We start from the raw sequence: 18,938 nt of genomic DNA, 5'->3' as shown, positions 1-18,938 counted from the left end.
CAACCTCAGCCCCCGCAGGACGCCTCGGGGGCCCGACACGTCGGAGCAGTCTTGGCACGGAAGATCGGCAGCCGGTACACCGCCCACCAGATCCTGGGGCGCGGCAGTGCGGGCACGGTATGGCTGGGCGAGGGTCCCGAAGGGGCCGTGGCCATCAAGCTGTTGCGTGAGGACCTCGCCTCCGACCAGGAGCTCGTCGGCCGCTTCGTACAGGAGCGGGCGGCGCTGCTGAGCCTGGAGCACCCGCGCGTCGTCGGCGTCCGCGACCTCGTCGTGGACGGCGCCGACCTCGCGCTCGTCATGGACCTGGTCCGCGGGACGGACCTGCGCACCCGTCTGGAGCGCGAGCGGCGGCTCGCCCCGGAGGCCGCCGTGGCCATCGCGGCCGACGTCGCCGACGGCCTCGCTGCCGCGCACGCCGCCCGGATCGTGCACCGCGACGTCAAGCCGGAGAACGTCCTGCTGGACATGCAGGGACCGCTCGGCCCCGGTGGCGCGCACCCCGCGCTGCTCACCGACTTCGGCATCGCGCGCCTGGTGGACTCCGCCCGCCGCACCCTGCCCCAGTCGTCGACCGGGGGCACCACCCTCTCGCTCCGCTCGGCCAAGGTCATCGGCACCCCCGACTACCTGGCCCCGGAGATCATCGAAGGGCTCCCGCCACGCGCCTCGGTGGACGTCTACGCGCTGGCCACCGTCCTGTACGAGATGCTCGCCGGCTTCACGCCCTTCGGGGGCGGCCACCCCGGCGCGGTGCTGCGCCGCCACGTCACCGAGAGCGTCGCCCCGCTGCCCGGCATCCCGGACGAGCTGTGGCAACTGCTGCTCCAGTGCCTGGCCAAGGCGCCCGCCTCCCGGCTGCGCGCCCCGGAACTGGCCGCCCGACTGCGGGAGATCCTGCCCGGCCTGGCCGGCATCCCGCCCCTGGACATCGACGAGCCCGGCGACGAGCCGTCGGCGGACGACCCGGAGGGCGGCCCCGCCGGGTCCCGCCAGGAGGCGCACTACCCGACGACGGAGCCGGAGGGCCCGCCGCGCGGCGCGGTCCCCCTCGTCCAGGGAGCCACCCCGGACTCCAGCCGGGAGACGCACACCAGCATGCGGGTGCCCGAGCCGGACGAACTGGCCGGTGGCGCGCACGGCACGGCCCGCGCCCCGCGGGCCGCGGGGGAGCGCCGGGCGGGTTCGGCCCGGCACCGTTCGTCACCGGAGGCGGTGCGCCGCCGCCGTCTCAAGGTGGGCGCGGTGGCCGCCCTGGTCGTCGTGGCTGCCACGATCGGCGGTCTGCTGGCCTCGGGCGGCGACGGATCGGGCGATGCCCGGCCGGGCGTGCACCAGCCGCACGGAACGCCGTGACCTGGGCCGGACGCCGCCGCGGCGCGGGCGCGGACACCGCGCGCGGGCCCGGCGGCGGGCCCGCGCGGCCCGGCTTCGCCCCGGCCGGCGGGCCGGGGCCGGGGCACATTGTCGGTGGCAGCCGTTAGGCTGGGTGCGTGGCAGTCGTCGATGTATCCGAAGAGCTGAAGTCCCTCTCCTCGACCATGGGGTCGATCGAGGCCGTCCTGGACCTCGACAAGATGAGGGCCGATGTCGCCGTGCTTGAGGAGCAGGCCGCGGCGCCGTCCCTGTGGGACGACCCGGCGAACGCGCAGAAGATCACCAGCAAGCTGTCCTTTCTCCAGGGCCAGCTGCGCCGGGCCGAGGAACTGCGCGGCCGCGTCGACGACCTCGAGGTGCTCTTCGAGCTCGCCGAGGCCGAGGGCGACGAGGAGACCCGCGCCGAGGCCGAGCGCGAGCTGACCGACGTCCGCAGGGCGGTGGACGAGCTGGAGGTCCGCACGCTGCTGTCCGGCGAGTACGACGCCCGTGAGGCCCTGGTGAGCATCCGCGCCGAGGCCGGCGGGGTGGACGCCGCCGACTTCGCCGAGAAGCTCCAGCGGATGTACCTGCGCTGGGCCGAGCGCCACGGCTACAAGACCGAGCTGTACGAGACCTCGTACGCCGAAGAGGCCGGCATCAAGTCGACCACCTTCGCCGTCCAGGTGCCCTACGCCTACGGCACGCTCTCGGTGGAGCAGGGCACGCACCGCCTGGTGCGCATCTCGCCGTTCGACAACCAGGGCCGCCGCCAGACCTCGTTCGCGGGCGTCGAGGTGCTGCCGGTCGTCGAGCAGACCGACCACATCGAGATCGACGAGAGCGACCTGCGGGTGGACGTCTACCGTTCCTCCGGCCCCGGCGGTCAGGGCGTCAACACCACGGACTCCGCGGTCCGCCTGACCCACCTGCCCACCGGCATCGTCGTCTCCTGCCAGAACGAGCGCTCGCAGATCCAGAACAAGGCCTCCGCCATGAACGTCCTCCAGGCGAAGCTGCTGGAGCGGCGCCGCCAGGAGGAGCAGGCCAAGATGGACGCCCTCAAGGGCGACGGCGGCAACTCCTGGGGCAACCAGATGCGTTCGTACGTCCTGCACCCGTACCAGATGGTCAAGGACCTGCGGACGGAGTTCGAGGTCGGCAACCCGCAGGGCGTGCTGGACGGCGATATCGACGGCTTCCTGGAGGCCGGCATCCGCTGGCGCAAGCAGCAGGCGAAGTAACCGCCGACGCAAGCGGACAAACACCCGCGAAACCTTCCGGCAACTGCCTCCCTCGGGGAGGCAGTTGCCTTTTGTCATGGCGGTTAGGTCACAGTCGTACGTCCATGTATCGCCCAACTCGTGGCAATTCAGGCATCGCGCCTTTATTCGGCCTTGACGATGTTCCGAGAACTGGGAAGGCTGAGCGCGGCATGCGTGTGTCATGGGGCGCGTGCAGGAACGGGGAGGCGAACGGTCCGCAGGCGCTGCGCGGCCGTGGTGTGCACAACCCCATCGGTCGTTGCCCCGTGCGGCGGTGCTCCATTGACGAGTTCAGCTACTGGGGGTAGCAGTACATGACGAAGAAGACGCGGCTGCGCGTTGCGCGCATTGCGGCCGGTGCGGTGATCGCGGCCGGTGCGTCGCTCACCGCGGCCGGCGCGGCATCGGCCACTGAGACCGAACACGGCCAGTCTGCGGGCAAGGTCTGCAATCCGTTGGACGTGCTCGAGCTGTTCTGCCACGAGACCAGCGGTGGCACCTCCACCGGTGGCGAGTCGACCGGCGGGGAGTCCACCGGTGGCGACACCACCGGCGGTGAGATCGGCAGCCAGACCGGTGGTGAGTCCACCGGCGGCGAGATCGGCAGCCAGACCGGCGGCGAGTCCACCAGTGGTCAGACCACGGGCGGCGAGACCACGGGTGGCGAGACCACCGGCGGTCAGACCACCGGCGGCCAGACCACGGGTGGCGAGACCACCGGTGGCCAGGACTCCGGTGGCCAGACCACTGGCGGCGAGACCACTGGTGGCCACAACTCCGGTGGTCAGACCACGGGTGGCGAGACCACCGGCGGCCAGGACTCCGGCGGCCAGACCGGTGGCAGCAGCACCGGCGGTCACTCGGGCGGCAGCAGCACCGGTGGTCACTCGGGCGGCAGCAGCACCGGTGGTAGCCACTCCGGCGGCGGCAGCACCGGCGGCGACAGCACCGGTACCGGCACCGACAACGAGGGCTCCAAGCCGATCGAGCAGCCCGGCCAGGGCAAGGAGCAGGTCGTCGACACTCCGGGCCAGGCCAAGCAGCAGGCCAAGGGTGGTCAGCAGCTGGCGGAGACCGGTTCGTCCGGCACCACCTTCCTGCTCATCGGTGCGGCCACGATGATCGCCGGCGGCGTGGGCTTCCGGGTCCTGCCCCGCCTGATCAACAAGAACGGCGGCGGCGCGGCGGCTGCCTGACGCTGACGCGACGCACGACGAGGGGCCCGGGACGGCATGACCGTCCCGGGCCCCTCGGGCGTACGGCTGAGGCGTGCGCGGATCCGAACACGCTGGGCGGCGGCGCCGTCACGCCATGGCGCCGCGGTCGAGCGCGGGACCGTCACACGGCCTGGTGGAGCAGCGCCGCGACCGCGATCAGGGCGATCAGCAGGGCCGCCAGCACCACGGGATTGAGCTGGCCGAAAATGCCTGCTTGCCGCTGGAGGCGTTCCCTACTGGCCCGGCACACGGGGCAGCGGCCCTCGCTCACAGGGGCCGCGCAGTTGGCGCACACCAATCGGTCGTACGTCATGCGACCTCCTTACTCACTGCACCAACGCACCGGGAAGCGCGTCGGTTCCCTCTACCACTGTGCCAGCTCCGCAGCCGGACGGCGCGCCCCACGGACGGCTACCACTCTCAGGCACCTTCCGTCCGACCGGATCCCGCCGTCCCCTCCGCGCCCGCTCGCCCGGAATTGTGCTCGTTTTGTCCCATAGGCGCCGTGAAGAAACGCACCAACCCCCCTCAGCGACTTCGCCCCCACCCGAGGTTCGCGTATGGTCACGCTCACCGACGGGAGCCGTGATCGGCAACCCGTGCCCCTACCCAGGTCGACCGTGGTGCATCTGTGATCCGATTCGACAACGTCTCCAAGACCTACCCGAAGCAGAACCGCCCCGCCCTCCGGGACGTCTCCCTGGAGATCGAGCGCGGCGAGTTCGTCTTCCTGGTGGGCTCCTCGGGCTCCGGTAAGTCCACCTTCCTGCGACTGCTCCTGCGCGAGGAGCGCGCCAGCCATGGCGCCGTCCACGTACTGGGGAAGGACCTGGCCAAGCTCTCCAACTGGAAGGTGCCGCAGATGCGGCGCCAGGTGGGCACGGTCTTCCAGGACTTCCGACTGCTCCCCAACAAGACGGTGGGACAGAACGTCGCCTTCGCCCTGGAAGTCATCGGCAAGCCGCGCGGCCAGATCCGCAAGACGGTGCCCGAAGTCCTCGAACTCGTCGGCCTCGGCGGCAAGGAGGAACGCATGCCGGGCGAGCTGTCCGGTGGTGAGCAGCAGCGCGTCGCCATCGCGCGGGCCTTCGTCAACCGCCCGTTGCTGCTCATCGCCGACGAGCCCACCGGCAACCTCGACCCGCAGACCTCCGTCGGCATCATGAAGCTGCTGGACCGGATCAACCGCACCGGGACGACGGTGGTCATGGCCACCCATGACCAGCAGATCGTCGACCAGATGCGCAAGCGGGTCATGGAACTCGAGAAGGGCCGGCTCGTACGCGACCAGTCGCGCGGCGTGTACGGCTACCAGCACTGAAAGGACGCCATGCGCGCCCAGTTCGTCCTGTCGGAGATTGGTGTCGGTCTCCGCCGAAATCTCACGATGACCTTCGCCGTCATCGTCTCCGTAGCCCTCTCGCTCGGCCTGTTCGGCGCCTCGCTGCTGATGCGCGACCAGGTGAGCACGATGAAGGGCTACTGGTACGACAAGGTCAACGTCTCCATCTTCTTCTGCAACAAGAACGACGCCGAAACGGCCGCCAACTGCGCCAAGGGCGCGGCGACCGAGCAGCAGAAGAACGACATCCTCGCCGAACTGCACCGGCTGCCGCTGGTGCAGAACGTGGAGCACGAGACCAGCGACCAGGCGTACAAGCACTACAAGGAGCAGTTCGGCGACACCCCCGTGGCCGGTCTGGTGACGCCCGACCAGCTGCCGGAGTCCTTCCGGGTCAAGCTCAAGGACCCGACGAAGTTCGACGTCATCAAGTCGGCGTTCTCCGAGCGGCCCGGCGTCGAGCAGGTGCAGGACCAACGGGACACCGTCGAGCCGCTGTTCCGTCTGCTGGACGGCATGCGGTACGCGGCCCTGGGTGTCATGGGCCTGATGCTGGTCGTGGCGCTGATGCTGATCGTCAACACCGTGCGGGTCTCGGCCTTCAGCCGCCGCCGGGAGACGGGCATCATGCGGCTGGTCGGTGCGTCCAGTTTCTACATCCAGCTGCCGTTCATCATGGAGGCCGCCATCGCCGGCCTCATCGGTGCGGTGTTCGCCTGCGTGCTGCTGGTCGGCGGCAAGTACTTCATGATCAACCAGTGGTTGGCCAAGCAGATCCAGGTGGTCAACTTCATCGGCTGGGACTCGGTCCTGGCGGTGCTGCCACTGGTCCTGCTCATCGGCCTGTTGATGCCCGCGCTCGCCGCGTTCTTCGCGCTGCGCAAGTACCTCAAGGTGTGAGCTTCGCCAAGGGCGCCGTACGGGCAACTCCCCGTACGGCGCCCTTGCGTCGCCTAGACTCACCGGCATGTCGGGCCCGTGTGCGTACGACCGGCCCCGCCGCATCCGCCGCGGGGCGGCCCTGACGTTGTTCCTCGCCGGGGTGCTCGCCGCGGGCGCGGCCACCGGCACCTGGGACGACCCCGGTGACGTCGCGGAGCCCGCCGCCCGCAGCCGGCCCGCCGGTGGCGCGGTCGCCGGCCGGGCCACCGCCGACGGGGCCGCGCGGGCCGCGGCGCGGGCCGCCGCGGACGGCAAGTCCGGTGCCGAGGCCGCCGCCGAGGTCGTCAGCCGCAGCGGCGACCGTTGGTCGACGGTCTACACCCACGGCGAATTCGAGGACTTCCAGGCCCAGTTGGGTGGCGCCTACGTCGGCGTCGGGCTGTGGGTGCGGCAGGACGACGGCGGCGCGGTCACGGTCTCCCGGGTCCAGCCCGGTGGCCCCGCCGCCCGCGCCGGCATCGCCGTCGGCGACCGCCTCGACGCCGTCGACGGCCGGCCCGCCCGTGGCCGCCCGGTCACCGAGACCGTGGCCCGGTTGCGCGGCGACGGCCCCCGGGGCTCCGGCGCCGCCGCCGGCACCCCGGTCCGGCTGGACCTGCACCGCGGCGGCCGCAGTTGGAGCGTGACCCTGCACCGCACCCGTCTGCGCACCCCCAACGTCACCGTGGACCGCCCGGCCGGCGCGGACGGGCCGACCCGCATCAAGATCAGCGCGTTCGCCAAGGGCACCGGCGCCGCGGTCCGCCGCGCGGTGCGCGCCGCCGATCCGCGCGACGGGCTGCTGCTGGACCTGCGCGGCAACACCGGTGGCCTGGTCACCGAGGCGGTCGCCACCGCCTCCGTCTTCCTGGACGGGGGGCTGGTCGCCACCTACGACGTGCACGGCAGCCAGCGCGCCCTGTACGCCGAGGGCGCCGGTGACACCCGGATCCCCCTGGTCGTGCTGGTGGACGGGGGCACGATGAGCGCCGCCGAGCTGCTGTCCGGCGCCCTCCAGGACCGTGGCCGGGCGGTCGTGGTGGGGTCCCCGACGTTCGGCAAGGGCTCCATCCAGATGCCCAGCGAGCTGCCGGACGGCTCGGTCGCCGAGCTGACCGTCGGGCACTACCGGACCCCGGCCGGCCGGGCCGTGGACGGTGCCGGGATCACCCCGGACCTGATCGTCGAGGACCATGCGGAAAAACGGGCCCGCACAGTATTGAGTGGCCTCGGCACCGGTGCGTAGTGCGAAAATGGCCGCACTATGGCTACCAAGGGCAAGGGCAAAGAGAAGAACGACGGGCGCAAGCTCGTCGCGCAGCACAAGAAGGCGCGGCACGACTACCACATTTTGGACACCTACGAGTGTGGTCTGGTGTTGACCGGCACCGAGGTGAAGTCGCTGCGTCAGGGCCGGGCGTCGCTGGTGGACGGATTCGTCCAGATCGACCGCGGCGAGGCGTGGCTGCACAACGTGCACATTCCGGAATACGCGCAGGGCACCTGGACGAATCACAGTGCCCGGCGGAAGCGGAAGCTGCTGCTGCACCGCGTCGAGATCGACAAGCTGGAGGCCAAGTCCCAGGACTCGGGTCACACGATCGTGCCGCTGTCGCTGTACTTCAAGGACGGTCGGGCCAAGGTCGAGATCGCGCTGGCCAAGGGCAAGAAGGAGTGGGACAAGCGGCAGACGCTGCGCGAGCAGCAGGACCGCCGCGAGGCGGAGCGGACGATGTCGGCGATCCGGCGCCGGCAGCGGGCCTGAGGTACCGGCGGCCGGAGGGGCGTCCGCGACGGCCGCCGGGAATGTGCTGGCACCCGCGCGTGTTGGTCACGTACGATGGGGGCACACCCCGCGAGGGTGTGGCACCACCTTGAAAAGAAAACATGGGGATGATCGGTTTCGACAGCGGATGTCGAAGCAGGGGAAGCGAGTCGAGGAAGCGGCAATGATCTCGTTAACCATATGCCGAAACCAATAATCGCCAACACCAAGCGCGATTCCTTCGCCCTCGCTGCCTAAGTAGCGACCTGCGAAGTGTCAGCCCGGGGCCGTTCCCGTCCCGGATCCTGGCATCAGCTAGGGGACTTCACTTCTGAGCCCGGTCACGGGGTCCAGAAGGACATTTAACAGTGACTGAGCCCGTCGGAGACTTGTCCGCGTGATCTCCGGGGCTGAGAAAATCGAAGCGGACTGCACTCGGAGAAGCCCTGATTCTGCACCGTTGGACGCGGGTTCGATTCCCGCCATCTCCACAATTCCCATGTGAATGACAGCCTCGCTGTTCCGGAAACGGAGCGGCGGGGCTTTCGTTTTGCCCGCACGGCGCAGGCCACGGCCCGGCCCTCAGGACCGCCGGGCCGTGATCGCGGTGGCCGTCGCGGTGATCGTCAGGGCCAGCGCCGCGGCGACGGCCGGTACCCCGTACCCGGCGGTCGGCGACGGCAGGTGTTCGGCGGCCCAGCCGCCGGCCGCCGAGCCGGTGGCGATCCCGGTCAGCAGCGCGGTCACGGCCAGCGCCATCCCCTCGTTCAGCCGGCCCGCCGGGATGCGGGACTGGACCAGGCCCATGCCGGTGACCATCGCCGGAGCGGTGGCGGTGCCGGCCGTCAGCAGGGCGGCGGCGAGCAGCAGTGGTGCGCCGCTCGCGGCGGCCGCCAGCGGCAGGGTGAGCAGCGCGGCCATCGCGGCGACGCAGCCCAGGAACCGCCGCCCGGGCCGGGTCGCCGGGGGCAGTAGCCCGAGCAGCAGTCCGGTCGCGCCGGAGCCGGCCGCCTGGAGGGCGAGCAGGCCGCCGGCCGCCGGACGGAAGCCGTGCGCGTCCGCGTAGGCGACGGTGACGACTTCGAGGGAGCCGAACACCGCGCCGGTGGCCAGGAAGGTGAGCAGGAGCGGGGGCAGGCCGCGGGAGCGCAGCGGGGCGGGCGTCCTCCCGGCCGTGGGCCGGGCGGGGGTGCGGTCGGGGGCGACGGGGGGTTCGGTGCGGCGCTGGGCCGCGAAGAGCAGGACGCCGGTGAGCAGCAGGGTGGCCGCGACGGCGGTGCCGGCCTCCGGGGCGACGCCGGTGCACAGCAGCGTGGCGAGGACCGGGCCCAGCAGGAAGCACAGTTCGTCGGCGGCCTGCTCGAAGGAGTTGGCGGTGTGCTGGGCGGCCGGGTCGTCGCGGAAGAGGTGCGCCCAGCGGGCGCGGGACATGCCGCCGGTGTTGGGGGTGGTGGCGGTGGCCGCGTAGGAGGCGAACAGGGTCCAGTCCGGGGCGCCGGCGCGGACGCACAGCAGCAGCGAGAACGAGCCGAGGACGGCGAGGGCGGTGGCCGGGACGGCGATCCGGGCCTGGCCGTGGCGGTCGACGAGCCGGGCGGTCAAGGGGCCGACGAGGGCGGTGGCGGCGAGCCCGGTGCCGGTGACCGCGCCGGCCAGCGCGTACGAGCCGCGGTTGCCGGCGATCATCAACAGGGCGCTGACGCCGAGCATCCCCATCGGGAGCCGGGCCAGGAGGCCGGCGGCGGCGAAGGCGCGGGTGCCGGGGACGGCGAAGAGCCGGGCGTAGGGCGAGCGGCGACGGCGGGTCGGGTGGACGGGCGGGGCGGTGACCGGGCGGGCGGCGAGGAAGAGGATCACGCCTGCCACGATCGGGGTGCGGGTAGGGGACCGTCCAACACCTGGTCGGAGCGATTCACGCAGTGCAGTTGTGAGTCCCGGGCGGGGCGTCCGTGGGGCGGGGAGCGGTGTGAGGATGGGGCGGTGCCGTACGACATCGACCCCCGGCTGCTGCGGGCCTTCGCCGCGGTCGCCGAAGAGCTGCACTTCACCCGGGCCGCCGCCCGGCTCTACGTCGCCCAGCAGGCGCTCAGCCGTGATGTCCGGCGGCTGGAGGGGGAGTTGGGGGCCCAGCTGTTCGTGCGGAGCACCCGGCAGGTGGCGCTGACCGCGGAGGGCGAGCGGCTGCTGCCGTACGCGCGGCGGGTGTTGGCGGCCCACGAGGAGTTGGCCGCGGCCTTCCGGGCGGAGCCCGCGCGGCCGTTGGTGGTGGATGTGGGGGCTCCGGTCGGGACCGCGCACCGGGTGCTGGCGGAGGCCCGGCGGCGGGTGCCGGAGAGCTGCGAACTGGTGGCGCGCTTCCACAGCGGGCTGACCGGGGCCGCCGCGGCGTTGGCGGCCGGGCGGCTGGACGTCTCCTTCGGGCGGTTCGCGGGGTTGCCGGCGCCGGCCCGGGCCGGGCTCGACCACCAGCCGGTGCGGTTGGAGCGGATGGCGGTGCTGTTGCGCGCGGACCATCCGCTGGCCGGCGCCGCCGTCGTACCGCTGGGCGGGCTGGCCGGCGAGACCCTCTACGCGGCGGCCGGGAACCCGCGCACCGCGGAGTGGACGGACCTGGCGGCGCGGCTCTTCGACGGACGGGGGATCGCGATGGCGGAGCCGTTCCCGGAGATCGAGGGGGCGGAGGAGTTCGTCCGGGTGGTGCGCAAGCACGGCTGGTCGGTGCTGGCGAGTACGGAGTTCATCGAGGTGCCGGGGATGGTCCTGCGGCCGTTGGTGGATCCGGTGCCGCTGTCGCCGGTGGGGATGGTGTGGCGCAGGGGGCTGCGGCATCCCGGGCTGGACGCCCTGCGCGCCGCCGCCCGGGAAGTGGGCACCCGGGAGGGCTGGCGCGCGCTCCCCGACGTCGACTGGTGGCTGCCGGCGGCGGACGGCGCGGCGATGGGCGTGGCGACGGGCGTGGCGACGAGGCCGGCGGCGCAGGATGCCGCGGCGGACGGAGCCGCGCCGGGCGTCTGAGGGCGGCAACTCCCGCCGGGCGTCGGTCGGGCGAGGGGGCGCGCACCACCGCGACGTGACCGACGTCTCCTTACCCGGCGCATATCCGTTCCCGGTGCAGGCAACCAACGGCACCGGAATTCCTTCCTTACGGAAGGACATCGTGTGCGAACGATGTGTGCGAACAAGACAAACGGATGGAACAGGGGGGGAGTCGTGCAGCGACGCTCCGTGCTCGCGACGACGGTGGCCGCACTCGCCTTGACCGTCACCGCCGGACTGGCTCTGACCGGTTGCGGATCGGGGCGGATGGCGGCCCTGCACGCCAACTGCAAGACCAGGGGCCTGAGCTGGAAGATCACCGTTCTCCAGGCGGCGCCGCACAGCACCCACCGGGAGGCCCGCCTGTCGGGTGTGAACAAGGGCTCGCAGCCGTGCGTCTTCGACGGCTTCCCCTCGTTCGCGGTGCACGTCGGCAAGGGACCGGAGTCGGACGGCAAGGGGCAGGGCCGCACCATGCCGATAGACCTCGCGCGCGGGGGCATGGTGACCACCAGCCTGCGCTACAAGGACCACGGGCCCGGCATGACGCCCGCGGACTGCCTGGTGAGCAACGACGAGGCGATGGTGGGCGCGCCCCGCGACCGGCACCAGAAGGCCATAAAGGTCCGGGACGAGAAGGGCAAGAAGACCCGGATGAACGTCTGCGAGTCGACGATCTGGATGGCGCCGCCGGCCGAACGGACCGGCTGACGCCGAACGCACCGGCCCGGTCGGCCCGCGCCGCGTCGTCGGCCGCGTCGTCCGCCGGGCGCGGGTCAGTCGCCCTCGCCGGCCGGTGCGGACGTCCGGGCGGCGGGCGCCGGGACGGCGTCGTGCGCGGGGCGGGTCGGCAGCGCCCGTAACCAGAACTCGGCGGCCAGCGTCGGGTCCAGCGGCCGCAGCGCACCGGTGTCCGGTTGCAGGGACGTCAGGACCGGACGCAGCACGTCCGGGCGGATCAGCCCCAGGGCGGCCAGCCGGGAGTCCTCGCACAGTGCCGCCAGCGCCCGGCGGTTGCGGCGCAGCCCGGCGTGCAGCTCCGCGCTGTGGGCGCGCCGGCCGCCGCGGCCCAGCACGGGGCCGGGCACGGTGCCGCGCATCGCCGCGGCCAGCACCGGCTTTCCGCCGCCGCCCGGCACCCGGTCGGCGAGCCGGACCGCCAACGCCGCTTCGATCACCGCGTCGTCCAGGAACGGCGCCTCGTAGGCCACCCCGTGCACCGAGGTCAGCGCGTCGATGCCGCGGACCCGCTCGCCGGCTCGGACCGCGGCGGCGGCCAGTTCGTGCTGGGCGCGCAACGGGTCGAGGGGCGCGGGCGCCGCGGCGGCGGCCTCCCGCAGCAGCCGGCGGACCGTGGCGAGGGCGTCCGGGTGCGCCCAGGGCGGCATCGCCGCCAGCTCCTCCCAGTCCGCCCGGCCGGGCCGGCGGCGCGCGCCGGGGACGATCCGGTCGGCGCCGGCGGCCAGCCACCGGGGGTAGCTGCGGCCGCCGAGCAGGATGCGCACGGTGGCCGGCAGCGTCCAGGGGGCGAGCCGGCGGGCCCGGCGGGCCAGTCGTGCGGCGGCGCGGAGGTCGCCGCGGGCCAGCGAGTTCAACGCCATCGGCCGGAGCGCGAACAACTCGTCGCCGCCGACGCCGGCCAGGTGCATCCGGGACCCGAACTTCGCGACCAGCCGCGCCTGGTGGACCAGCCGGGCCGCTTCCCGGACGGCGACCAGCGGCCCGGCGGGGTCGGTGTGGTCGGGCTCGGCGGGCGGGGTGTACCAGGTGGGGGCGTCGGTGTAGGGGAGGGCGAGGTGGCGGCCGCCGTGGCGGACCCGGCTGAGGCGGTAGGCGCTGTGCGCGCTCCACAGGGGGTCGTCGTCGGCCGGGTCGCGGCCCTCCCAGGCGGTGGTGACCAGTTCGGTCGTGTCGCGGGCGGCCAGGAAGCACACGCTGGTGGAGTCCAGGCCGCCGGAGAGGTCGGCGCTGAGGGTGGCCCGGCGCGTCCGGGCGTGCACGGCCGCGCCGAGGGCCTCCCGCACGCCCTCGGCGGCGTCCGGCAGCGGCACCTCCGGTTGCGGCGGGTGCCACCAGCGGACCTCGCGGTACTGGCCGGCCGGGTCGTGGGCGGCGCAGTGGCCGGGGGGTACGGCGTGCACCGCGTGCCAGGGGGTGCGCAGCGCGAGCGGCAGCGGGGCGCCGGGCGCGAGCAACCGGGTGGCCAGCGCCTCCTCGTCGAGCGCTCCGGTCCGCGGGGCGCAGGACAGTCCGGCGTCGGCCGCGGCGCGGGCCAGCGCGGCCAGGTCCTGCGGGCGGTTGCCCAGCACCGTGCGGCCGCCGAGGTCGGTGCGGTGCAGCCGGCGGACCGCGGAGAGGCTGCCCCGGGCGCGGAGCTCGCCGCCCGTGCAGGTCAACAGGAAGAAGCTGCCGGGCAGTTCGTGGCGCAGCCCGGTGAGGTCGTCGAGGTCGCGCAGGCGGCGCAGCAGCCGGGTCAGGGCGTCCGTGGTGGCCGAGGTGGTGCCGAGCAGCACCGCGCAGCGCGGGCCGACGCGCGCGGTGACCAGCTCCTCGCGCCGCCAGTGCCCGACGATCCAGGGGCGGCCGGAGAGGTGGGGGACGGTGCGGGTGGCCCGGGTCCGGGGCAGGCGGGCGGCGAGCCGGTCGGTGACGGGGTGGTCGGGGAACACCAGGAAGTCCACGGGGGGTTACCGCTCCTTGGCCTCGGGCGTGCGGGCCGGTGCCGCCGCGTGACGGTGCCGGTGCGGGGTGGTGGGGTGGCGGGTGGACGAGCACGGGGCCGGTCGGTCGGGGGCGACCGACCGGACCGGCCCTCGGCGCGTGCCGGGGCGGGGAGGCGCCCGGCAGGGGGATCGCGCGGCGGGTGGGGGACGCGTCAGGAGCCGTACGGTCCGCCGGTGATCCGCTGTGGTGTGATCCGCTGTGGTGTTCGGTGCATCGCATCCCTTCCTTCCGGTGTCCGGGGTGCCCGGCATCCCTGCGGGGGTGGGTGTGGCGCCCTGGCAGGGGCGAACGGCCGCCGCCGGACGGGAGGCACCTCCGCGTCGGCGACGGAGCGTGTCGGGCTGGTCACTCCGTGCGTCGGATAAAAAGGCTGGCAGTGTCCGCGGCACGTGCCATTACCCCGTTCGGGTGAACGCGGGGGCGCGTGGTGCATCGCGGCGCACCGCCTGTGCCGCGTACGCCGCGCGTGTGCCGCGGTGGCTCACCGCGTGCATCCGCGGTGCGTGAGCGCAAGGTTTCGCGCTGGTCACGTGCGGCCACAGGGCGGTAATCCGTCGTCCCTAGCGTCGGGTCGGACCCGGTCCGGGGGACCGGAGCGACCCTTGGGAGGCGCGATGACCGAGACCGCGACGGAGGCCACCGGCACCGGGACGGCGGGTGGCCGGGTGCGGAAGGGGCGGCGCTGGATCGAGCGCTGGGACCCGGAGGACGAGGTGTTCTGGCGGGAGTCCGGGGCGCGGATCGCCCGGCGCAATCTGGTCTTCTCCGTGATGACCGAGCACATCGGCTTCTCGGTGTGGAGCCTGTGGTCGGTGCTGGTGCTGTTCATGGGCCCGGAGTACGGGATCGACCCGGCCGGGAAGTTCTTCCTCGTCGCCGTGCCGACGCTGGTGGGGGCGGTGCTGCGGGTGCCGTACACGTTCGCCGTGGCACGGTTCGGCGGGCGCAACTGGACGGTGTTCAGTGCCCTGTTGCTGGTGGTGCCGGCGGTCGCGGCGGCGCTGGTGATGCGGCCGGGGACGTCGTATGGGACGTTCTTGGCGGTGGCCGCGCTGGCCGGGGTCGGCGGCGGCAACTTCGCCTCGTCCATGACCAACATCAACTCGTTCTACCCGCTGCGGAAGAAGGGCTGGGCGCTGGGGCTGAACGCCGGCGGCGGCAACCTGGGGGTGCCGGTGGTCCAGTTGCTGGGGCTGCTGGTCATCGGGACGGCCGGGGCCGCGCACCCGCGGCTGCTGCTCGCCGGCTACCTGCCGCTGATCGTGCTCGCGGCGCTGCTGGCCGCGCTGCGCATGGACAACCTCGCGCCGGTCGCCAACGACACCGGGGCGGCCGTGGCGGCGGCCCGGGAGCGGCACACCTGGCTGATGGCGCTGCTCTACGTCGGGACCTTCGGGTCGTTCATCGGCTACAGCTTCGCCTTCGGGCTCGTCCTCCAGGGCCAGTTCGCGCGCACGCCCCTCCAGGCGGCGTCGTTGACCTTCGTCGGGCCGCTGCTGGGCTCGCTGGCCCGGCCGGTCGGCGGCCGGCTGGCGGACCGGTGCGGCGGGGCGCGGATCACCCTGGCGAACTTCGCGGCGATGGGCCTGGCCACCTCGGTGGTGCTGGTCGCCTCGGTGGTGCGCTCGCTGCCGCTGTTCCTCGTCGGCTTCACCGCGCTGTTCCTGCTGACCGGCCTCGGCAACGGCGCCACCTACAAGATGATCCCGGGCATCTTCCTGGCCCGTGCGCGGCGCCGCGGACTGACCGGCGAGGCGGCCGCGGCGGCCGGGCGCCGGCTCTCGGGGGCCGCGATGGGGCTGATCGGCGCGGTGGGGGCGCTCGGCGGCCTGGGCATCAACCTGGCCTTCCGGGAGGCGTTCGCGGCCACCGGCTCCGGGGCGCCGGCGTTCGCCGCGTTCCTGGCGTTCTACGGGGTGTGCGGGGCGGTGACCTGGGCGGCGTACCTGCGCCGTCCGGAACCCGGGCCGACCACCGCGGATCCCGCCGGGACGACGGTCCGTCCGGCGTACGCCGACGTCTGAAAACCGTGCCCCAGAAGGCGCGTCCGTAACAGGCGGGAAATACTGGCGCACCGGGTCTGTCATGTGCCGTTGGCAGGCTCGACACCTTGGCCGCGCCTTCGGTGCCGCCGGATCCGCGGCGGTACCAGGGCGTACGACGGACGGGAGCGCCGGCGGCACCGGCACGGCACGGCGCAGCAGACCACTCGGGCGGAGCGGGACGGACCCATGCACGATCAGCAGGAGGCGGCCGGGCGGGAACGGCCCGCGGAGCCGGAGCGGGCCGTGCGCCCGTTGGACGGCTTCACGGTCGGGGTCACCGCGGCCCGCCGGGCGGACGAACTGGGCGCGCTGCTGGAGCGCCGCGGCGCCCAGGTGGTGCACGCCCCGGCGCTGCGCATCGTGCCGCTGCCGGACGACACCGAACTGCTCGCCGCCACCCGCGCGCTGACCGACGACCCGCCGGACGTGGTGGTGGCCACCACCGCCATCGGGTTCCGCGGCTGGATCGAGGCGGCGGAGGGCTGGGGGCTGGGCGAGGCGCTGCTGGACCGGCTGGCCGGGGTGGAACTGCTGGCCCGCGGCCCGAAGGTGCGCGGCGCCATCCGGGCCGCCGGGCTGACCGAGAAGTGGTCGCCGGCTTCGGAGTCGATGGCCGAGGTGCTGGACCGGCTGCTGGCCGGGGACGTCGCCGGGCGGCGGATCGCGGTCCAACTGCACGGGGAGCCGCTGCCGGGGTTCGTCGAGGCGCTGCGGGCCGGCGGCGCCGAGGTGGTCGGGGTGCCGGTGTACCGGTGGATGCCGCCGGCCGACCTCGGGCCGGTGGACCGGCTTCTGGACGCGGTGCTGGCCCGAGGGGTGGACGCGGTGACCTTCACCAGCGCCCCGGCCGCCGCCTCGTTGCTGCGTCGGGCCGCCGAGCGCGGCCTCCAACCGGAGGTGCTGGCCGCGCTGCGGCAGGACGTGCTGGTGGCGTGCGTGGGGCCGGTGACGGCGCTGCCGCTGGAGGCGCTGGAGGTGCCCACCCGGCAGCCGGAGCGGTTCCGGCTGGGGCCGCTGGTGCAGCTGCTGTGCCGGGAACTCCCGGGCCGCGTGCCGCCGTTGCCGGTCGCCGGGCGGCGCCTGGAGATCCGCGGCCGGGCCGCCGTGCTGGACGGTGCGCTGCGCCCGGTGCCGCCCGCCGGGATGGCGCTGCTGCGCGCCCTGGCCCGCCGCCCCGGGTGGGTGGTGGGCCGCGCCGAACTGCTGCGGGCGCTACCGGGCACGGGCCGCGACGAGCACGCGGTGGAGACCGCGATGGCCCGGCTGCGCACCGCCCTGGGGGAGCCCCGGCTGATCCAGACGGTGGTCAAGCGCGGCTACCGGCTGGCGCTGGACACCCCCGTGGACACCGACAAGTACGGCGGCCACTAGGAGCCGTCCGGAGGGCCCCGGGGCCCGCGTGCACGCCCCCTGCCGCCCGGGGCCTCGGTCCGGGCGGCGGTCCGGGCCTCAGGCCGGGTTGTTCACCCGGATCTTGGACTGGCCGTGCGGCCGGGTCTCCCAGTCCTCCATGAACCGGGCTTCGAGCCCGTGCTTGCCGGCCAGTCGCAGCAGGGTCTCGGTCCGGTAGTAGAAGTCCTCCCGCAGCACCTGGTGTTCGGCGCCCTCGGTGCGGTCGAAGGTGAAGTCGAAGAACCCGCCGGGGGCCAGGATCCGGCCGACGTGCGCCAGGCACTCGTCGATGACGTGGATCGGCGAGTGCGAGAAGACGCTGTGCGCGTGGACGACGTCGAAGTGCCCGGACGGCAGGAACTCCAGCGTCAGGTCCTGAGTGATCGTCAGGTGCGGCAGCTTGGGCTGGAGTTCGTAGGTCGTCAGGGTCCGCTTGGCGGCTATCAGGATGTCCGGCGAGATGTCGATCCCGTAGTAGTTGCCGGCGTCCAGGTGGGCGATGAAGCGCCAGCCGGCGCGCAGGTTGCCGCACCCGATGTCGAGCATCCGGTGCCGGGGCTCCAGCCCGTGCTCCACCAGGTAGTCGAACTGCATCTCGCCCAGCGCCAGCCAGCGCTCGTGGCTGCGGCTGCCGACCGCGGCCTCCGGGTTGCGGCCGGTGTCCGAGGCCATCACCGCGCGGTAGTACGCGACGTGGTCGGGGTGCTTCAGGCGCAGCCAGGTGTCCCGGGCGGTGCGCTTGACGTAGGGGGCGATCCGGGCCGGATTGCGGACCGCGTAACCGAGCTTGTGGGTCAGGCTGGCGCGGTTCTTGAGCAGCGGAGTGGACATGCCGCCGGACTATACAACACATGTATACGCGACGTATCTACACGGGTGGTCTACATGCATGCTCTACATGCGTGCTCTACATGCGTGCTCTACATGCATGGTGTACGTCCGTGCCCGTGCCGGCGCGCGGTCGGCGGGGTGACTTTCCCGGAGCCGCCGCCGCCCCTCCGCGCCGTGAAGTCGCCCGCCCCGCGCCCAGGTCCGCCGCCCCGACCGCGCACGGTGCGGCCGACCGCGGGGTTCCGGCGGGCGGCGCGGCCGGGCACCCTGGGAACGCTCCCGTACGCCCCCTCCGCCCCCTTCCCCGCACGCCCCCGATCCCTTCGCCCCCTTCCTCCCGTTCCTCCCCTTCACTCCCTTCACTCCCTTCACTCCCTTTACTTCCCTTCACTCCCTTCAACCCCTCTGCCCCCTGCTTCTCCCCGTTCCCCGCGTGCGTCCCCGAGGAGTGACAGCCCGATGGCAGCCCCCTACGGCCTCCGGTTCGACTGCGGGCGGACCAGCCTGGATCTGGCGGCCACCGCCGGCGGCGCCGCGTTCGCCGTCGAACGGCTCACCGACCCCGGGGCGTTGGCCGCCTGGCTGGTCGGCGCCGGCGTGGTGCCGCCCGGCACCCCGCTCGACGCCGTCGACGCCCACTGGGTCGCCCGCTTCCGGGCCCTGCGCGACCTGCTGGCCCGGACCGTCCGCGCCGAACTGCTCGGCCGGGCCGCCGCGTCCGACCTGACGCTGCTGAACGCCGCGGCCGGGGCCGCCCCGCCGCCCGCCGTCCAGGTCGTCCGCGGCCCCGACGGCGCGCTCGCCGGCACCCTGGCCGGCCCGCCCGACTGCGCCGCGCTGCTGGCGGCGGTGGCCCGGGACGCCGTCGCGCTGCTCACCGACCCGGCGGTGCGCGGGCAACTGCGCCAATGCGCCGGCGAGGGCTGCGCGCTGGTCTACCTGGACACCTCGCGCGGCCGGCGCCGCCGCTGGTGCTCCAGCGAGGTGTGCGGCAACCGCGCCCGAGTGGCCCGGCACCGGCGACGGGCCGGCCGGACCCCGTGA

At 73.7% G+C, this 18,938-nt stretch carries 16 protein-coding genes and 1 other RNA gene; 13 read left to right on the top strand and 4 right to left on the bottom strand.

Annotated elements, in window-relative coordinates:
• Positions 1–51: 51 nt before the first annotated feature.
• From ACJ6WD_RS27200 to ACJ6WD_RS27190, 3 genes are all read left to right on the top strand, one after another.
• A complete protein-coding gene (locus tag ACJ6WD_RS27200) occupies positions 52–1,356 on the top strand; it encodes a serine/threonine-protein kinase (RefSeq protein WP_233659393.1) in 1,305 nt (434 codons plus the stop codon).
• Between the two features lie 137 nt (positions 1,357–1,493).
• Entirely contained in the window at positions 1,494–2,600 is a 1,107-nt protein-coding gene (prfB, locus tag ACJ6WD_RS27195; RefSeq protein ID WP_016572295.1) for a peptide chain release factor 2, read from the top strand.
• 335 nt (positions 2,601–2,935) lie between these two features.
• Positions 2,936–3,817, top strand: coding sequence for a hypothetical protein (locus ACJ6WD_RS27190; RefSeq protein WP_407616707.1), 882 nt, complete (start codon positions 2,936–2,938; stop codon positions 3,815–3,817).
• Between the two features lie 142 nt (positions 3,818–3,959).
• On the opposite strand, the gene ACJ6WD_RS27185 is transcribed toward ACJ6WD_RS27190, so the two are convergent.
• The gene (locus tag ACJ6WD_RS27185) at positions 3,960–4,151 is read right to left on the bottom strand and encodes a hypothetical protein (RefSeq protein ID WP_016572293.1); all 192 of its coding nucleotides are present in this window, start codon (positions 4,149–4,151) and stop codon (positions 3,960–3,962) included.
• A gap of 318 nt (positions 4,152–4,469) precedes the next feature.
• Here ACJ6WD_RS27185 and ftsE point away from each other — a divergent pair, with 318 nt between their 5' ends.
• From ftsE to ssrA, 5 genes are all read left to right on the top strand, one after another.
• Positions 4,470–5,159 (top strand): cell division ATP-binding protein FtsE, encoded by a 690-nt coding sequence (ftsE, locus tag ACJ6WD_RS27180; RefSeq protein ID WP_016572292.1) that lies wholly within the window; start codon positions 4,470–4,472, stop codon positions 5,157–5,159.
• 9 nt (positions 5,160–5,168) lie between these two features.
• On the top strand, positions 5,169–6,080 hold the full coding sequence (ftsX, locus tag ACJ6WD_RS27175) for a permease-like cell division protein FtsX (protein WP_016572291.1): 912 nt from the start codon (positions 5,169–5,171) through the stop codon (positions 6,078–6,080).
• A 67-nt stretch (positions 6,081–6,147) separates the two neighbouring features.
• Positions 6,148–7,347, top strand: a complete 1,200-nt coding sequence (locus ACJ6WD_RS27170) for a S41 family peptidase (protein ID WP_331248915.1) — start codon at positions 6,148–6,150, stop codon at positions 7,345–7,347.
• A gap of 18 nt (positions 7,348–7,365) precedes the next feature.
• Positions 7,366–7,866 (top strand): SsrA-binding protein SmpB, encoded by a 501-nt coding sequence (gene smpB, locus ACJ6WD_RS27165; protein ID WP_016572289.1) that lies wholly within the window; start codon positions 7,366–7,368, stop codon positions 7,864–7,866.
• Positions 7,867–7,990: 124 nt separating this feature from the next.
• Positions 7,991–8,360, top strand: a transfer-messenger RNA (tmRNA) gene (gene ssrA, locus ACJ6WD_RS27160).
• An 88-nt stretch (positions 8,361–8,448) separates the two neighbouring features.
• Here the strand turns inward: ssrA and ACJ6WD_RS27155 are convergent.
• Positions 8,449–9,732 carry an MFS transporter gene (locus ACJ6WD_RS27155; protein WP_407616706.1) on the bottom strand — a complete coding sequence of 428 codons (1,284 nt, stop codon included), beginning with the start codon at positions 9,730–9,732 and terminating at the stop codon, positions 8,449–8,451.
• A gap of 114 nt (positions 9,733–9,846) precedes the next feature.
• Between ACJ6WD_RS27155 and ACJ6WD_RS27150 the strand changes: the two genes are divergently transcribed.
• Together ACJ6WD_RS27150 and ACJ6WD_RS27145 are read left to right on the top strand one after the other, a co-directional pair.
• Positions 9,847–10,881 (top strand): LysR family transcriptional regulator, encoded by a 1,035-nt coding sequence (locus ACJ6WD_RS27150; RefSeq protein ID WP_407616705.1) that lies wholly within the window; start codon positions 9,847–9,849, stop codon positions 10,879–10,881.
• Between the two features lie 195 nt (positions 10,882–11,076).
• Entirely contained in the window at positions 11,077–11,613 is a 537-nt protein-coding gene (locus ACJ6WD_RS27145) for a DUF4232 domain-containing protein (RefSeq protein ID WP_233659397.1), read from the top strand.
• A gap of 65 nt (positions 11,614–11,678) precedes the next feature.
• On the opposite strand, the gene ACJ6WD_RS27140 is transcribed toward ACJ6WD_RS27145, so the two are convergent.
• Positions 11,679–13,583: an asparagine synthase-related protein gene (locus ACJ6WD_RS27140; RefSeq protein ID WP_407616704.1), complete on the bottom strand. Its 1,905-nt coding sequence runs from the start codon at positions 13,581–13,583 to the stop codon at positions 11,679–11,681.
• 657 nt (positions 13,584–14,240) lie between these two features.
• Between ACJ6WD_RS27140 and ACJ6WD_RS27135 the strand changes: the two genes are divergently transcribed.
• Positions 14,241–15,650 (top strand): MFS transporter, encoded by a 1,410-nt coding sequence (locus ACJ6WD_RS27135; RefSeq protein WP_407616703.1) that lies wholly within the window; start codon positions 14,241–14,243, stop codon positions 15,648–15,650.
• Between the two features lie 207 nt (positions 15,651–15,857).
• Positions 15,858–17,042, top strand: coding sequence for a uroporphyrinogen-III synthase (locus tag ACJ6WD_RS27130; RefSeq protein ID WP_016571656.1), 1,185 nt, complete (start codon positions 15,858–15,860; stop codon positions 17,040–17,042).
• 78 nt (positions 17,043–17,120) lie between these two features.
• On the opposite strand, the gene ACJ6WD_RS27125 is transcribed toward ACJ6WD_RS27130, so the two are convergent.
• Positions 17,121–17,894: a class I SAM-dependent methyltransferase gene (locus ACJ6WD_RS27125; RefSeq protein WP_016571657.1), complete on the bottom strand. Its 774-nt coding sequence runs from the start codon at positions 17,892–17,894 to the stop codon at positions 17,121–17,123.
• Between the two features lie 459 nt (positions 17,895–18,353).
• On the opposite strand from ACJ6WD_RS27125, the gene ACJ6WD_RS27120 reads away from it, so the two are divergent.
• Positions 18,354–18,938, top strand: coding sequence for a CGNR zinc finger domain-containing protein (locus tag ACJ6WD_RS27120; RefSeq protein WP_407616702.1), 585 nt, complete (start codon positions 18,354–18,356; stop codon positions 18,936–18,938).

Origin of the sequence: Streptomyces sp. VTCC 41912 (genome assembly GCF_045799175.1) — a bacterium.
GTDB classification, from domain to species: domain Bacteria; phylum Actinomycetota; class Actinomycetes; order Streptomycetales; family Streptomycetaceae; genus Streptomyces; species Streptomyces albulus_C.
This window is presented reverse-complemented; position numbering and strand designations above follow the sequence as displayed.

Bases quoted from the DNA above. Each gene is read 5' to 3' on its own strand.
- ACJ6WD_RS27125 (WP_016571657.1), bottom strand. From the start codon at position 17,894: ATGTCCACTCCGCTGCTCAAGAACCGCGCCAGCCTGACCCACAAGCTC.
- ACJ6WD_RS27185 (WP_016572293.1), bottom strand. From the start codon at position 4,151: ATGACGTACGACCGATTGGTGTGCGCCAACTGCGCGGCCCCTGTGAGC.
- ACJ6WD_RS27130 (WP_016571656.1), top strand. From the start codon at position 15,858: ATGCACGATCAGCAGGAGGCGGCCGGGCGGGAACGGCCCGCGGAGCCG.
- ftsX (WP_016572291.1), top strand. From the start codon at position 5,169: ATGCGCGCCCAGTTCGTCCTGTCGGAGATTGGTGTCGGTCTCCGCCGA.
- ACJ6WD_RS27120 (WP_407616702.1), top strand. From the start codon at position 18,354: ATGGCAGCCCCCTACGGCCTCCGGTTCGACTGCGGGCGGACCAGCCTG.
- smpB (WP_016572289.1), top strand. From the start codon at position 7,366: ATGGCTACCAAGGGCAAGGGCAAAGAGAAGAACGACGGGCGCAAGCTC.
- ACJ6WD_RS27170 (WP_331248915.1), top strand. From the start codon at position 6,148: ATGTCGGGCCCGTGTGCGTACGACCGGCCCCGCCGCATCCGCCGCGGG.
- ACJ6WD_RS27135 (WP_407616703.1), top strand. From the start codon at position 14,241: ATGACCGAGACCGCGACGGAGGCCACCGGCACCGGGACGGCGGGTGGC.
- ACJ6WD_RS27190 (WP_407616707.1), top strand. From the start codon at position 2,936: ATGACGAAGAAGACGCGGCTGCGCGTTGCGCGCATTGCGGCCGGTGCG.